Here is a 15,811-nt window from a genome sequence, read left to right as displayed (position 1 = left end):
CGGTGTGTCATGGTCATCTCGAAAAGCGACTTTTTTACGACCGGTCCCCGGTCGATCGCGGGACAAGCCACGCTCCTACAGAGGACGCCGCTGCCGGCGCCACGTATTTAAACCAAGGTACCCCCATGCGTCTGTTCCACACCTCCGACTGGCACCTCGGCCAGAACCTTCATGGTCAGGAGCGAGATTTCGAACACGCCAGCTTTCTGACCTGGCTGCTGGCCCGTCTGGCCGAGCGCAAACCGGATGTCCTGCTGATCGCTGGCGACATCTTTGACACGGTCAATCCGCCGGTCAAATCCCAGGAGCGCCTGTACGACTTCATCGTCAGCGCCCACGAACAGAATCCACAGCTGACCATCGTCATGATCGCCGGCAACCACGACTCGGGCTCGCGCATCGAGTTGCCCGCGCCACTGATGCGACGCCTGCGCACCCACGCCCTGGGCCGGGTGCTCTGGCTCGATGATGGCGTGCTGGACGTCGACCGCCTGCTGCTGCCGCTGAGCAACGCCAAAGGCAAAGTCCTCGGCTGGTGCCTGGCGCTGCCGTTCCTGCGGCCCGCCGAAGTCACAGGCGCCGCGTTGGGCGACAACTATTTGCGCGGCATCGGGCAGGTCCACGAAATGCTCATCGCCGCCGCCAATCAGCGGCGCAAGAAAGGCCAGGCGCTGATTGCCATCAGTCACGCGCACATGGCCGGCGGCTCGGTGTCGGAAGATTCCGAACGCAGCCTGATCATCGGCAACGCCGAAGCCCTGCCCGCCAGCCTGTTCGGCGAGAGCATCACCTACGTGGCACTGGGGCATCTGCACAAGCCCCAGCGGATCAACGGCGAAGACCGCATTCGCTACAGCGGATCGCCCATTCCCCTGTCGTTTTCGGAAATCGGCTATCAGCATCAGATCCTCGAAATCGAGTGCGACGGTGACAAGCTGGTGAGCGTCAAACCCCTGCTGATTCCCCGCGCCGTGAACCTGCAAAGGGTCGGCCCGGCGCCACTGGCCGAGCTGTTGCTGCAGCTGCGCGATCTTCCGGACATCGACCTGCTGGCCGACGTTGACCGTCAACCGTGGCTCGAAGTCCGTGTGCGTCTGGACGAACCGCAGCCCGACCTGCGCAATCAGATCGAGGCCGCGCTGGAAGGCAAGGCCGTGCGACTGGTGCGCATCGCCGCCGAATACGCCGGCAAGGGCGGCCGCGAAGACGCCAATCAAGACCTGATCGAGCTGGACCAACTGAGCCCGCAGGAGCTGTTCAGCCGCGCGTGGCAGGACAGTTACGGCAGCGAGGTCGACGAACAGACGCTGCAAGACTTCGCGACCCTGCTTCAGGACGTGCAGCTGGAGAGCGAACAGCCATGAAAATCCTCGCCATTCGCTTGAAAAACCTTGCCTCGCTGGCGGGCCCCTTCGAGCTGGACTTCACCGCCGAGCCCCTCGCCAGCGCCGGCCTGTTCGCCATCACCGGCCCCACCGGCGCGGGTAAAAGCACGCTGCTGGACGCCCTCTGCCTGGCGCTGTTCGGCGCGATTCCCCGGCTGAACAACATCGGTCAGTCCCGCGTGCCGGAGATCGACGGCGACATCAGCACCAACGACCCGCGCAACCTGCTGCGTCGCGGCACCGGCAGCGGTTACGCCGAGGTGGATTTCGTCGGCATCGACAAGCGCCGTTACCGCGCCCGCTGGGAAGCCAACCGCGCCCGTGACAACGCCACGAAAAAACTCCAGGCCAGCCGCCAGACGCTGATCGACCTGGACAGCGAGCAGATTCTCAGCACGCAGAACAAGACCGAGTACAAAACACTGCTGGAAGCGCGCCTGGGGCTGAACTTCGAGCAGTTCACCCGGGCGGTGATGCTGGCGCAAAGCGAGTTCAGCGCCTTCCTCAAGGCCGACGACAAGGAACGCAGCGAGCTGCTGGAAAAGCTCACCGACACCGCGATCTACAGCCAGCTGGGCCGCCGCGCCTACAGCAAAAGCAAGGAAGCCGAAGAAGCGCTGAAAACCCTTCAGGCCCAGGCCGGCACGCTGACCCCGATGGAGCCGGAGCAGCGCGCAGAGATTGAGCAACGCTTCAACGACGCTCAGCAGCAACTGAAACTGCAACAGGCGCACCTGCGCCAGCTGGAGCTCAAGCAGCAGTGGTTCAAGGAATTGAATCGCCTGCGCGACAGCCATCAGGCGGCCAACGAACAGCTCGCCAGCGCCCAGCAGACGTGGGACGCACACAGCGCCGATCGTCAGCAGCTCGCGTTGTTGGAGCGTCTGGCGCCGCAGCGGCATCTGTTCGGTCAGCGCGCCCGGCTTCAGGCTCAGCTCGGACCATTGACCGCTGCGATTCAGGCCCACCAGCTCAAGCAAACCGGGCTCGATTCGCGCATCGCCGAACTGGACAGCAAACGCATCAGCGCCGACGGCGCGTTGCAGCAGGCGCAGGAACAACTGGCCAACGCGCGACCGGCCCTGAGTGAAGCGTTTGAGCAGCAGGCCAAGCTCAATCATCTGAATCAGGAACTGCAACAGCTCGGCGAGCAGGCACGCGCCGCGCAGCAGGCCAGCACCGAGGGTCAGTCGACCCTCGATCAACTGGCCGAGCAGCAGCGCCAGGTCGAAGCGCGTTTGCAATCGATCGCCGAGCAACTGGAGCAGAGCGCGTCGCTGACCACCTTGAGTCAGTCGTGGAGCGCCTACCGGCCGCGTCTTCAGCAAACCGTGCAGCTCAGCGCGCGCCTGATTCAGGGCCGTGCCGAGCTGCCGCAGCTGGAGAAAAACGCCACCCTCGCCGAACAGACCCTGGGCGAACGCCGTAGCGCGTTGCAGGCGCTGTACGACGACGCCGAGGTCAAGGCCGACGCAGTCAGCCACGAGATCGAACGGCTGGGGCAATTGCTGCAGGACAACCGCCAGCAGCACAGCGCGAGCGACTCACTTGAGCGTCTGTGGCAGCGCCATCAGGACGTCGCCGGCCGTTTGCTGGATGTGCAAACCCGCCAGCAGCAGGCCACCGAGCGTCGTGCCCAAGGCATCGCCCAAGGCCTGAAACTCAAGGCCGAACACGAAACCGCCGAGCAGGCGCTGAAGGTCACCGTTGAACTGCTGCAACGCCAGCGCCTGGCCCGCAGCGCCAGTGTCGAGCAACTGCGCGAGCAACTGGTCGATCAGCAACCGTGTCCGGTGTGCGGCAGCGAAGAACATCCGTATCACCAGTCCGAGGCGCTGCTTGAAGCGCTGTCGGGCCACGACGACCGCGAAGAAGCGCGGGCACGGCAAACGGTCGGGCAACTCAGCGAAAAGCTCGCCGAGTTGCGCGCCGAAGTCGCCGAGCTCAACAACCAGCTCAAGCAATCCAAGCCGCAGCAGGACCAACTGGCCGAACAGCTGGAAAGACTGGCGCCTGAGCTGGAAGCTCACCCGCTGTATCCGCGCCTGCTGGAGCAACCCGAGCACCAGCGCGGCGACTGGCTGAGCGAACGCCTGCACCAACTGGCCCAGGACATCCTCAGCGCCGAGCAGCGCCAGACCCGTCTGCTGAAAGTGCAGCGGGACGCCGAGTCCCTGCAACAGCAGGTGCTCGATGCCCGCGAGGCCAGTCAGCAAGCGATGAAGCTGCTGGACGATCAGCAACGCCACATCGCTCTGGACAACAAGGATTTCGAAGCGGCGCTGCAGGAGTTCGAGCCCCTGCTCCCCGCCGAAAGCCTGACGCAATGGCGCGAGTCGGCGACCCAGAGCTTCATGCAACTGGACAACGACATTGCCGCCCGCCTCGAGCAGCTTGATCAGCAAAAGACCGAGCAGCAGGAGCACAGCGAGCGCGCGCAAAAACTGGAGCGCGAGCAGGTTGCCCAGCAAAGTCGCCAGACCGAACATCAAAAGGTGCAAGCGCAACTCGATGCCCGTCAGCAGCAGCAACAGACGGTGCAACAGCAACTGGCGCAGACCCTCGGCGAACACGCGTCGCCCGAGCGCTGGCAGCACGCCCTTGAACAGGCGGTCGAGCAGGCCCGTGAGGCCCAGGCCGCCATCGCCCACGAACTGCAAGCGGCGCGCAGCGAACTGATCAAGCTGACCGCAGAACTGGACGGCGAACAACAGCGCTTGCAGGCACTTGAACAGGAACTGGCAGAGCTCGAACGGCAGATCGCCGAGTGGCGCAGCAGCCACGGCGAACTCGACGATGCCGCGCTTGAGGCCTTGCTCGGGCTGAGCGATGACCGCGTTGGCGGGTTGCGTCAGCAATTGCAGTCCAGTGAAAAAGCCCTGGAGCAAGCCAAGGTTCTGCTGGCAGAGCGCGCGGCGCAGTTGCAGCAGCATCAGGCCCAGCACAGCGACAGTGGCGATGCCGAGCAGTTACTCGCCGCGTTGACCGACGCGCAGGCGCAATCGGTGGTTCAGGATCAGCTGTGCGCCGACCTGCGCGCCCAGGTCAGCGAAGACAACCGCCGTCGCGAGGCCAGCAGCGAGCTGCAAGCGCGCATCACCCACGCGCACGCTGAATATCTGCGCTGGGCCCGGCTCAACGCGCTGATCGGCTCGGCCACCGGCGACACGTTTCGCAAGATCGCCCAGGCCTACAACCTTGATCTGCTGGTGCACCACGCCAATGCGCAGCTCAAGCAACTGGTGCGTCGCTATCGCCTGAAACGCGGCGGCAGCATGCTCGGCTTGCTGGTCATGGACACCGAAATGGGCGACGAACTGCGCTCGGTTCACTCGCTCTCGGGCGGGGAAACGTTCTTGGTGTCCCTCGCCCTGGCGTTGGGTTTGGCGTCCATGGCTTCAAGCACGCTGAAGATTGAATCGCTGTTCATTGACGAAGGCTTCGGCAGCCTCGACCCCGAATCCCTGCAACTGGCCATGGACGCCCTCGACGGGCTTCAGGCCCAGGGCCGCAAGGTCGGGGTGATCTCCCACGTGCAGGAAATGCACGAGCGCATCCCAGTGCAGATTCAGGTGCGGCGCCAGGGCAATGGCCTGAGCACCGTCGAGGTCAGCAGCGGCTAATCCGTTTTTTCACGACGCACGGACACGCCTGATGGCGTTTCTGTGCAACCCTGTATCCCTTGCGCGGCAGCAGTCGCGCCAAACTCGAAAGAAGGTAAACCACGTGGCAAATTCCAAAGTATTTTTCGACATCACTGCCAACGACGAGCCAATGGGCCGCATCGTCATGGAACTGCACAACGACGTTGTTCCGAAAACCGCTGAAAACTTCCGCGCGCTGTGCACCGGCGAAAAAGGCGACGGCCTGAGCTACAAGGGTTCGTCGTTCCACCGCGTGATCCAGAACTTCATGCTGCAGGGCGGTGATTTCACTAACCACAACGGCACCGGCGGCAAGTCGATCTACGGCAACAAGTTCGAAGACGAAAACTTCACGCTCAAGCACACCGCCCCAGGTGACCTGTCGATGGCCAACGCTGGCCCGAACACCAACGGCAGCCAGTTCTTCATCACCACCATCGTCACCGAATGGCTGGACGGCAAACACGTTGTGTTTGGCAAAGTCGTCGAAGGCATGGACGTGGTCAAGGCCATCGAAGCGCTGGGCTCGCAATCCGGCCGCACCAGCAAGAAAGTCGTCATCGCCGACTGCGGCGAACTGACCGAGGCCTGAGCATGACGTCGGCGCCTCACGCTGAATCGACGGTGCCGACGCTCTACTCGTTCCGCCGCTGCCCCTACGCCATGCGTGCCCGCATGGCGCTGGGGTATTGCGGGGTACCGGTGCACACGGTGGAAGTCAGCCTCAAGGCCAAACCGGCGGAGATGCTCGAACGATCACCCAAAGGCACTGTGCCAGTCCTCGTGCTGCGAGACCGGGTAATGGAGCAAAGTCTGGACATCATGCATTGGGCCCTGGCGCAGCATGACCCGGACGATTGGTCCCTGGCCCAAGACCCTGACGGGCAGCGGCTCATCGCCGAGCTGATCGCGGAAAACGACGGCAGGTTCAAGCAGGATCTGGATCACTACAAATACGCCGTGCGTTATCCCGAATTCACTCAGGAAGACTACCGCCAGCGGGGTGAGAGATTTCTGCGCAGGCTGAACGAATTGCTGGCGTCACGGGACTTTCTGATCACCGATCGACTGACCTTGGCCGACATCGCCATAGCGCCGTTCATACGGCAGTTCTGCGCGGTGGATGCGGACTGGTTCTGGCAAAGCCCCTACCCTCACCTGCAAGGCTGGTTACAGCGTTTTCTGGCATCAGAGCTGTTCATCACGGCGATGGCCAAACGCTGATTGCAACCGCGTTTGTTAATTGCTAAACCACTTCGCCGCACCACTTCGCTACGCCACTTCTAACTGAAAGATCGGTGAAATCATCTCGCTGTGACGTGGCGGCGGATTGCCGGTGTTGAGTTTCTGCGAGCGCTGCATCTCGACCGCTTCAGCAACTTCCGTCTTGAACTCCATGCTGCGCGCCACACCGCCCACTGAACCTTCGCCATGGCCGAGCAATGAGCAGCCGTTGTTGATCACAGCAAAGAACACAATCACCCAGAAGTTCGCGCCTTTCACGACGCACGTCCCTGGGACTGAACAGCCGCGCGATTGAGTTCAACGGACGCTGTTTGCGCGGACATCTGCGACGGAGCATTGAGTGGTGGATTCGTACTGATGACGGTGACCACTGCGATGAAAACAACATACAACGCGATGGCGGTATAAGCGCCGTGTTTGATTGAGTTGAGGATGGCAGTGGCCATGATTGAAGCTCCGGGACGTGTCTGTTTCAGGCGCCCAGAATGCGTGAAGTTCTGCGGGTTAAAAAACGATGGCTGGCGATTCAAAACATCGATGGGGTTGATTATTCAGGGAGTTAATCAGGCTGATAGATATCGACGATATCCCTGTACATCCCCTTTCTGTAGGAGCGCCACCCCGGTCACTCCTACAGTTTCAGCATCGGCCATTAAACAGGGGCACAAAAAAATCCCCATCGCTTATCCAGCAGACGGGGATCAAAGGGGAGGAATTCAACGCTTTCGCGAACAAGCTCGCCGGCACTTGATGCAGGGCCTGACACGCAGTGGTCAGTGGGTCGCATCAACCTGTAGAAGACGAAGTTGCTCGCGAAAACGTTTTCCGGTGATCAAAAAGTTGCAGCTCACATCAGGTTCTTACAAATCCATTCCCCGGCAACGATACGTTCGTTAACGGGGAATGGATTCACTTCGAAATACTATTCATTGTTGAATCTTGTGATCCAGAGCGGCGTAGAAGTTGGCGCTTTGTTGCAGGTACTTCGGGGTGTAGCTCTGGGTCGAGCTGACTTTTTTGTCAGTGGCTTCGACACTGGCGCTGGCAGGCAGAGCAACAGTGGCGGAGATGGCGGACGCGGCGATGATGGAGAAGAGATTGAAGTTCATGGTGGGTACCTCGCTGTGGTGTGTCGTTTCAAGTCTTGACCGTCGTGGCCGTGGAATGAAAGTTACGCCCGAGGGAGGTTTGGAAAAAATCTTTTCTGGCACTAGCCCTTATCACTTGAATTGATACACCGGCTGAGCCCTTTAAAATCAAGGGCTCAGCCTGCGTCAAAGCGTCACGGATGTCAGTGCGCGGTGAGGAAATGGAAGTCAGACGGCGAATCGAAGTCGACTTTCTGCACGGTGTCGCCCAGCAGACCGGTTTTCGGGTCAACGCGGACGGTCACGATCTGGTTGCTTTTCTGGTTGGCGATCAGCACGAAGTGGCCGCTCGGGTCGAAGGCGAATTCGCGAGGTTCCTTACCTTCCACGGTGCGACGCTGAACTTCCTTGAGCTGGCCATTGGCAGCATTGATGCTGAATACCAGCAGCTCGTTCACCTCGCCACGGTTGGCAACGTAGAGGAATTTGCCATCCGGCGAAGTGTGCAGGCCACCGGCGGCACGGTTTTGTTGACCGTCCTTGTTGGCGAGGTCCACCAGTTGGGTCTGCTTGAACACACCGTCGTGATAGTCAAACACCGCCACTTGCGCGCTCATCTCCATGGTCAGCCAGGCGTGCTTGCCGTCTTTGCTGAAGGTCAGGTGGCGCGGACCGCTGCCCGGTGGCAGATCAACTGACGGCACTTTCGCCGGCTGCAGCGGCTGGGGCTGCTTGGCGTCGTAGTTGAAGATAAACATCTTGTCAGCGCCCAGGTCCATGGCGATCAGGTACTTGCCGTCGGGCGTGGGTACCGCTGCGTGGACGTGGGACGAAGCCTGACGCTCCGGGTTGACCTTGCTCGCTTCGTGGGTGGCGGTCTGCACCACCGGCGCCAGTTTGCCATCCTTGCCGACCGGCACCACCGCCAGCGCGCCGCCCGGTTGCGGATGCACGGCGTAGTTGGCGACGAACAGGAAACGCCCGTCCAGGCTCAGGCTGGAATGGGTCGGCTCGTCACTTTTGGTTTCAACCTGATTGAGAAACGACACCGCGTGGGTCTTGGGATCGATGGCGTAGCTGCTGACTTTGCCGACGACGTCGGTCTGGCCCGGGCCGTTTTCGTTGACCGCGAACATATGGCGCTGGTCTTTGGAAAGCGTCAGCCAGGACGGGTTTTCGCTTTTGATCACTTGACGCGGTTTGGCGTCGAGCTGGCCGGTCTGAGTGTTAAAGCCGAAGCGGTAAATGCCTTCGCTGGCACCGGCGGTATAGGAGCCGACCAGTACGTCGTAATCAGTCATGGGTTTGGCCTGAACGGAGAGCGCGGAGAGGCTGCTGGCGAGCGCTAACCACGGCAGAAGTCTGGGAGTCATTGGGCTGTTCTCTTTTTGGAGTTGTTGGCGCGCCGTGCACGCGGAAGGTCATCGGCTATGACAGCGTATTGCAGAAAGTAGTTGCCGGCTGGGCGTCGTGAAATGGCGGGACATGGCGCTCATCCGCGGCAAGTAACAAGTCTGTAGGAGCCAGATCGACCGCAGCATCTCTAAACGACACAAATCCTTTGTAGGAGCGCGCTTGCCCGCGAATGCGTTGTGTCAGCCACTGCATATCTCGCTGCCCCACCGCAATCGCGGGCAAGCGCGCTCCTACATTTGATCCCGATCCGGCCACAGATCCGCATTGAATTCAAAAATGTCGCCTTGATTGATGAGCGCGGGTTACTCCTGCTCGCCCTCTTCGTCCTCGTCACTCGCCGAGATGCCATTGAGCACGACGATGCGGTGGTCGGCATTGCCGTCGTTGATGACCCAGCTTTGCAAGGCGGCATCGAATTCGGCAGCGTCGATCTGCGCCAGCGAGAAGCGCCAGACCTTGCGTTCGCGGCCGTCCATGCTTTCGATCTGGAGCATTTCGTCGAGGGTGAATTCGAAGGCGTGCAGGCCGTCGATTTCCAGCATGCTGTGCGCGGTCAGCGCGGTCTGGAGTTCAGTGCGCAGGGATTGCGGTGTGGTGGTCATGGCAGTGGTTCGCATCAGTGAAAGCGCGAATGATAGGTGAAAAGACGCCGAGGCGCTGGCCTCGGCGTCTGATGACCGCAGGTTCAGTCCTGAACCGCTTCCTTCGCGTAGTAACGCGCCGGGATGCCCCAGACGATCAGCGCGATGGCCAGCACGCTGACGGCGAACAACGCGAACAACGCAGGCGTCGCCGTGCCGGTGAGGTCCTTGATGCGGCCAACCATGAACGGCGCGATGATCCCGCCCAATTGCCCGAGGGAGTTGATCAGCGCGATGCCCGCAGCCGCAGCGATGCCAGTCAGGAAGCGCGGCGGGATGGTCCAGAAGATCGGCATCCAGGCAATGATGCCGGTCATGATCATGGTCATGCCGATCATCAGCGGCACCAGTTGCCCGGGAAACGACGCACAGACCAGATAGCCCGCAGCGGTCAGCGTCGCGCAGCCCGCCATGTGCCAGCGGCGCTCGCCGTGGCGGTCGGAGCTGGCGCCGATCAGCAGGTTGCCGATCACCGCGCCCACATACGGAATCACCGTCAGCAGGCCGATGTTCAGGGTGTCGGTCACGCCGGCGGTTTTGATCAGCTGCGGCATCCAGAACAACAGGCCGGTCAGCGCCATGACCAGGCACAGGTAGATGCCGGACATCACGTAGGTGGCCGGGTGTTTCCAGATGTCTTTGACGGTCTGTTTGACGACGGGCTTGGCCTCTTTCGCCATGCGCGCCAGCACCACCTGTTTCTCCTGATCGCTGAGCCAGGTGGCGTCTTCGATACGGTCCTTGACCAGCCAGAACACCACGCCGCCCAGCAGGATGGACGGAATGCCTTCGATGAGGAACAGCCAGCGCCAGCCGGCCAGGCCCATGACGCCGTCGAAGTGACCGAGGATCAACCCGGCAATCGGACCGCCGACGATCCCGCACAGGCAGATAGAGCTTTTGAAGTAGGAGTTCACCCGCGCCCGACGTGAGCCCGGATACCACTGGGTGAAGAAATACAGCACGCCGGGGACGAAGCCCGCTTCCATCACGCCGATCAGAAAGCGCAGCGTGTAGAACCAGAACTCGGTCTGCACGAACATCATGCAGGCGGACGCGATGCCCCACGAGACCATGATCCGCGCGATCCAGATCCGCGCGCCGATCTTGTGCAACAGCACGTTGCTTGGGACTTCGAACAGGAAGTAGCCGACGAAGAACAGGCTCGCGCCCAGGCCGTAAACGGTTTCGCTGAAACCCAGATCGCTGGCCATCTGCAGCTTGGCGAAGCTGATGTTGACGCGGTCGAGATAAGCAAACAGGAAACAGGCGATGAACAACGGCACGATCCGCCAGCTCACCTTACGGTAGATGCTGTCCTCGAGGGCGTCGGCATCAAGGCGGTCCAGCGGGATGGCAGTGGCGGTCATGGGTCGCACCTCGTTTTGTTTTTATGTGGGTGTCGGGGTGTGTAGGACGCGGAGCCGAAAAACCCAGCAGGAGTGAGGACTAACGCGGTCAACTGTAGGAGCGCGCTTGCCCGCGAAGAGGCCGGTGCATCCGACGCATATCGGCAGTCTTTACCTACGCCTTCGCGGGCGCGCTCCTACAAAATCCGCGTCAGCGAACATTATTTCGCTCACGCCCTGCCCCATGTGCAGCCCAAAACCCACGCAATCAGTGGGACCGGCTAGCGCTGCTACAGGGTTTGAAGCATCAAAGCTGCTTGACAGCGCCCGGATGGAAAACAGCCTCGGCCGGAGCGATACCATTGATCAACGGCGCACCAAACTCATGCTGGCTGATTTCAAATTTGTCGCCCGGCTGGGTCTTGATGCCGTCGGCAAACGACAGCGTCGCGGTGCCGAAGAAATGCACATGCACATCGCCCGGCCTCAGGAACTGGGCGTATTTGAAGTGGTGGTATTCGAGGTTTTCCAGGCTGTGGCACATGTTGGCCTCGCCGCTCAGGAATTCCTTCTCCCACAGCACCTGGCCGTCACGGTGGATGCGACTGGTGCCCGCCAGATTCTGCGGCAGCTCGCCAACCCGCAGTTCCGGGCCGAAGGAGCAGGCGCGCAGTTTGGAATGGGCGAGGTACAGGTAGTTCTTGCGCTCCATGACGTGGTCAGAGAATTCATTGCCGATGGCAAAACCCAAACGGTAAGGCTTGCTGTCGTGACCGATGACGTACAGGCCGCTCAGCTCCGGTTCTTCGCCCGCATCTTCGGAGAAGGGAGGCTGCGGGAACGACTCGCCCGGACGAATGACGATGCTGCCGTCGCCCTTGTAGAACCACTCCGGCTGCACGCCTGGCTGACCTGCCGCCGGTTTGCCGCCCTCAACGCCCCACTTGAAGATGCGCATGGTGTCGGTCATGGCCGACTCGTCATTGCCCTGCTGGTGCATTTTGTCCCGCGCCGAGGCGCTGCCCAAGTGCGTCAGGCCGGTGCCGCTGACCAGCAAGTGGGCCGGATCCGGGTGATCCAGCGGCGGCAGAATCATCAGATCGGCGCGCAGCTGCGAATAATCGTGGTTGTCGCCCAGGCCCAGGCTGTCGACCTGCTCGGCGAGGGAGATCTTCTTGTCGATGGCCGCCAGGGCCAGCTCACGGGTGCTGGTGGCGCCCTGGATTTCGCGCACCAGCGGACCGTCCACCAGACCGACGCGACGCTGGCCATTGCCCAGCTCGAACTGTACTAAATGCATGGGATTCTCCTGTTTGGATGTGTACATGGCCTGTAGGAGCGTGGCTTGTCCCGCGATCTGCCGGGGACCGGCAGCAAATCCGGAAAACCCGGTGTGCCTGACACACGGAGCATTCCGATTCACGACGACTTCGTCGACGATCGCGGGACAAGCCACGCTCCTACATGCGGCCTGAGGTTAACGAGAGCCGCGCGCGCTGGCGGCGAATTTCGATTCGGGCAAGACGTGCTTGCGTTCCAGAACACGGTAGACCACGCCGGTCAGGATCAGCCCGCAGATCATGACGCCCGAGAGGAAGTACAAGCCGCTGGCCAGATTGCCGGTGAGTTCTTTCAGCCAGCCGATGACGAAGGGGCCGATGTAGCCGCCCAGGTTGCCCACCGAGTTGATCAGCGCAATGCCCGCCGCCGCGCTGGCGCCGGCGAAGAAGCGACCCGGCAACGTCCAGAACACCGCCGTGCAGGAAAACAGCGAGAACGCCACCAGCGACAGCGCCGCCAGTTGCAGCACCGGAACCGTCAGGTACGCGCTAAGAAACAAACCGATGGCACCGATCACATACAGCACGGCCAAGTGGCCATAGCGGTCATTGAGCCGGTCGGAGCTGCGCGGGACGATCAACAGGCCGACGATGCCGAATATGTACGGCACGGCTGAAATGAAGCCTGTGGTCAGGTCGCTGCCGCCAAACTGTTTGATCAGCGTCGGCAGCCACAGGCCTAGGCCATAAATGCTCAGGGTGACGGGGAGATAAAACAGCGCCAGCAACAGGACGCGTTTGTCCTTCAGCGCATGCAAGGGGTTGCCGTGGCGGGTCTGGCCGTATGCTTCCAGGTCTTTTTTCAGCTCGCCGGCGAGCCATTGCTTCTCGACCGGGTCCATCCACTTCACGTCTTTGGGGCCGTCAGGCAACCAGCGCAACACCGGCAGGGTCAGCAGAATCGCCGGCGCGCCGATGCACAGGAACAGCCACTGCCAGCCGTGCAGACCGGCCACCCCTTCCATGCCCAGCAGACCGCCGGAAATCGGGCCGGTGATCATCATTGCGATGGGTTGGGAAAGGATGAACAGGCCGAGGATCTTGCCGCGATGGCGGACCGGAAACCATTGGGTGATGTAGTACAGAACGCCCGGGAAGAACCCTGCTTCGGCGGCGCCGAGCAAGAAACGCATCACATAGAAGCTGGTCGGGCCCTGGATAAAGGCCATGCCCATGGTGATGACGCCCCAGGTGACCATGATCCGCGCGAACCATCGCCGCGCGCCGAAGCGTTCGAGCATCAGGTTGCTGGGGATTTCCAGCAGGAAGTAGCCAATGAAGAACAGACCGGCGCCCATGCCATAGGCCGCGTCGCCGATGCCGACGTCCGCGCCCATGTGCAGCTTGGCGAAGCCGACAGCGGAGCGGTCTACGTAGGCGATCAGATAAAGCAGAATCAGAAAAGGAATGAGTTTCAAGGTGATGCGACGAATAAGCCTGAGTTCCTGGCTCATGGATGCGGTCCTCATTGTTTTTGTTATGGAAGCCTGCGGGGATCGCCTCTGCCTTCGTGTGCGCATTGCTGCGGATGAAGCCGGCAGGGTCGTCCCTCGGTTGAGATCGACTATATAGTATTACTATTTAAGGTTACAACTCTTCCACTCGCGACATTTTCGGCCTATTTTAGTCAGCACCTGCAGCCTTTAGTCTTACAAATAAAGCCTAACAATAAGAGTGCTGATTTATGTCCGATTCCGATAAGAAACCCGTGCTGCGCTCCGCCCAGTGGTTCGGTACCGCCGACAAGAACGGCTTCATGTACCGCAGCTGGATGAAGAACCAGGGCATCGCCGACCATCAGTTCCAGGGCAAGCCGATCATCGGCATCTGCAACACCTGGTCCGAACTCACCCCCTGCAACGCCCACTTCCGCACCATCGCCGAACACGTCAAACGCGGCGTGATCGAAGCCGGTGGTTTCCCGGTTGAATTCCCGGTCTTCTCCAACGGCGAATCGAACCTGCGCCCGACCGCCATGCTGACCCGCAACCTGGCGAGCATGGACGTCGAAGAAGCTATCCGCGGCAACCCCATCGACGGCGTCGTGCTGCTGACCGGTTGCGACAAGACCACCCCTGCCCTGTTGATGGGCGCCGCCAGCTGTGACATTCCGGCCATCGTCGTCACCGGCGGGCCGATGCTCAACGGCAAACACAAGGGCAAGGACATCGGCGCCGGCACCATCGTCTGGCAGATGCACGAATCCTATAAAGCCGGGCAGATCAGCCTCGACGAATTCCTGTCTGCCGAATCGGGCATGTCGCGCTCGGCCGGTACTTGCAACACCATGGGCACCGCCTCGACGATGGCGTGCATGGCCGAAGCGCTGGGCACCTCGCTGCCGCACAACGCTGCGATTCCTGCGGTCGATTCACGCCGTTACGTACTGGCGCACATGTCCGGCATGCGCGCGGTGCAGATGGTCAACGAAGACCTGCGCCTGTCGAAGATCCTGACCCGCGAAGCCTTTGAAAACGCCATTCGCGTCAACGCGGCCATCGGCGGTTCGACCAATGCCGTGATCCACCTCAAGGCCATCGCCGGTCGTATCGGCGTGGACCTGGAACTGGACGACTGGACCCGCATCGGGCGCGGCACGCCAACGCTGGTGGACCTGCAGCCTTCAGGGCGCTTCCTGATGGAAGAGTTCTACTACGCCGGTGGCCTGCCTGCGGTGTTGCGTCGTCTGGGCGAGAACAACCTGATTCCCCACCCCGACGCTTTGACCGCCAACGGCAAGACGCTCTGGGAAAACGTGCAGAACTCGCCGATCTATGGCGACGACGAAGTGATCCGCGCCATCGACAATCCGCTGGTGGCCGACGGCGGCATCTGCGTCCTGCGCGGCAACCTTGCGCCGCTGGGCGCGGTGCTCAAGCCTTCCGCTGCCACGCCTGCGTTGATGAAGCATCGGGGCCGCGCGGTGGTGTTCGAAAACTTCGACATGTACAAGGCGCGCATCAACGATCCGGACCTGGACGTCGACGCCAACAGCATTCTGGTGATGAAGAACTGCGGGCCGAAGGGTTATCCGGGCATGGCCGAAGTCGGCAACATGGGTCTGCCCGCCAAGCTGCTGGCCCAGGGCGTGACCGACATGGTGCGGATTTCCGATGCGCGCATGAGCGGCACAGCGTACGGCACGGTCGTTTTGCACGTGGCACCCGAGGCCGCTGCCGGGGGTCCGCTGGCGGTGGTGCAGGAAGGTGACTTCATCGAACTGGATTGCGCGACCGGCCGCCTGCACCTGGACATTCCGGAAGCGGAGCTGGCCGCGCGCCTGGCCGACTGGCAAGCGCCGCCTCAGCTGTTGATCGGCGGCTATCGTCAGCTGTACATCGACCATGTGATGCAGGCGGATCAGGGTTGCGATTTCGACTTCCTGGTCGGCATGCGCGGCTCGGAAGTGCCACGGCACTCTCATTGATTAAGAGCCATTGATAAAGAGCCATTAATTGAAAGCCAGTGATTGAAAGCCATTGATTGGATGCGCTACGCCCTTGTAGGAGCGTGGCTTGTCCCGCGATCTGCCGGGCACCGGCAGCCACCCGGCGCTCGCGATTCCATTGATGCGCCGGGCGCATGATTTTGCTGCCGCTTCGCGCCAGATCGCGGGACAAGCCACGCTCCTACAGGTGGAGGCAGAGTCCACCCTTGCGCTCTGTCGACAATGCTATGATGCGCCGCATTCACCGCTCAGGAT

General features: G+C 61.4%; 13 protein-coding genes. 5 read left to right on the top strand and 8 right to left on the bottom strand.

What is annotated here, in order from left to right; translation table 11 throughout:
* Positions 1-125 precede the first annotated feature (125 nt).
* From ACQKEN_RS09715 to ACQKEN_RS09700, 4 genes are all read left to right on the top strand, one after another.
* Entirely contained in the window at positions 126-1,364 is a 1,239-nt protein-coding gene (locus tag ACQKEN_RS09715; RefSeq protein WP_427685281.1) for an exonuclease SbcCD subunit D C-terminal domain-containing protein, read from the top strand.
* On the top strand, positions 1,361-5,008 hold the full coding sequence (locus tag ACQKEN_RS09710) for an AAA family ATPase (RefSeq protein WP_427685280.1): 3,648 nt from the start codon (positions 1,361-1,363) through the stop codon (positions 5,006-5,008). The genes ACQKEN_RS09715 and ACQKEN_RS09710 overlap by 4 nt, the downstream gene beginning before the upstream one ends.
* A gap of 103 nt (positions 5,009-5,111) precedes the next feature.
* A complete protein-coding gene (locus tag ACQKEN_RS09705) occupies positions 5,112-5,621 on the top strand; it encodes a peptidylprolyl isomerase (RefSeq protein ID WP_074892129.1) in 510 nt (169 codons plus the stop codon).
* 2 nt (positions 5,622-5,623) lie between these two features.
* Positions 5,624-6,253 (top strand): glutathione S-transferase, encoded by a 630-nt coding sequence (locus tag ACQKEN_RS09700; protein ID WP_427685279.1) that lies wholly within the window; start codon positions 5,624-5,626, stop codon positions 6,251-6,253.
* Positions 6,254-6,301: 48 nt separating this feature from the next.
* On the opposite strand, the gene ACQKEN_RS09695 is transcribed toward ACQKEN_RS09700, so the two are convergent.
* The 8 genes from ACQKEN_RS09695 to ACQKEN_RS09660 form a co-directional block, all read right to left on the bottom strand.
* Complete coding sequence (locus ACQKEN_RS09695) at positions 6,302-6,532, bottom strand: hypothetical protein (protein WP_427685278.1); 231 nt, start codon at positions 6,530-6,532, stop codon at positions 6,302-6,304.
* Positions 6,529-6,720, bottom strand: coding sequence for a hypothetical protein (locus tag ACQKEN_RS09690; protein WP_427685277.1), 192 nt, complete (start codon positions 6,718-6,720; stop codon positions 6,529-6,531). The genes ACQKEN_RS09695 and ACQKEN_RS09690 overlap by 4 nt, the downstream gene beginning before the upstream one ends.
* 480 nt (positions 6,721-7,200) lie before the next feature.
* Positions 7,201-7,383, bottom strand: a complete 183-nt coding sequence (locus ACQKEN_RS09685) for a hypothetical protein (protein WP_065986171.1) — start codon at positions 7,381-7,383, stop codon at positions 7,201-7,203.
* Positions 7,384-7,565: 182 nt separating this feature from the next.
* On the bottom strand, positions 7,566-8,735 hold the full coding sequence (locus ACQKEN_RS09680) for a lactonase family protein (protein WP_427685276.1): 1,170 nt from the start codon (positions 8,733-8,735) through the stop codon (positions 7,566-7,568).
* A gap of 345 nt (positions 8,736-9,080) precedes the next feature.
* A complete protein-coding gene (locus ACQKEN_RS09675; protein WP_427685275.1) occupies positions 9,081-9,380 on the bottom strand; it encodes a DUF5629 family protein in 300 nt (99 codons plus the stop codon).
* A gap of 83 nt (positions 9,381-9,463) precedes the next feature.
* Positions 9,464-10,789 (bottom strand): MFS transporter, encoded by a 1,326-nt coding sequence (locus ACQKEN_RS09670; protein WP_427685274.1) that lies wholly within the window; start codon positions 10,787-10,789, stop codon positions 9,464-9,466.
* A gap of 286 nt (positions 10,790-11,075) precedes the next feature.
* Positions 11,076-12,068, bottom strand: coding sequence for an AraD1 family protein (gene araD1 / locus ACQKEN_RS09665; protein WP_427685273.1), 993 nt, complete (start codon positions 12,066-12,068; stop codon positions 11,076-11,078).
* Positions 12,069-12,245: 177 nt separating this feature from the next.
* Positions 12,246-13,562: an MFS transporter gene (locus tag ACQKEN_RS09660; RefSeq protein ID WP_427685272.1), complete on the bottom strand. Its 1,317-nt coding sequence runs from the start codon at positions 13,560-13,562 to the stop codon at positions 12,246-12,248.
* Positions 13,563-13,792: 230 nt separating this feature from the next.
* Between ACQKEN_RS09660 and ACQKEN_RS09655 the strand changes: the two genes are divergently transcribed.
* Entirely contained in the window at positions 13,793-15,535 is a 1,743-nt protein-coding gene (locus tag ACQKEN_RS09655) for an IlvD/Edd family dehydratase (protein ID WP_427685271.1), read from the top strand.
* The last annotated feature ends 276 nt before the right edge of the window (positions 15,536-15,811 follow it).

The organism is Pseudomonas sp. NPDC078416, from assembly GCF_050268485.1.
Classification (GTDB): domain Bacteria; phylum Pseudomonadota; class Gammaproteobacteria; order Pseudomonadales; family Pseudomonadaceae; genus Aquipseudomonas.
The sequence above is the reverse complement of the archived record's forward strand: the minus strand, read 5'-3'. Positions and strand labels throughout refer to the sequence as shown.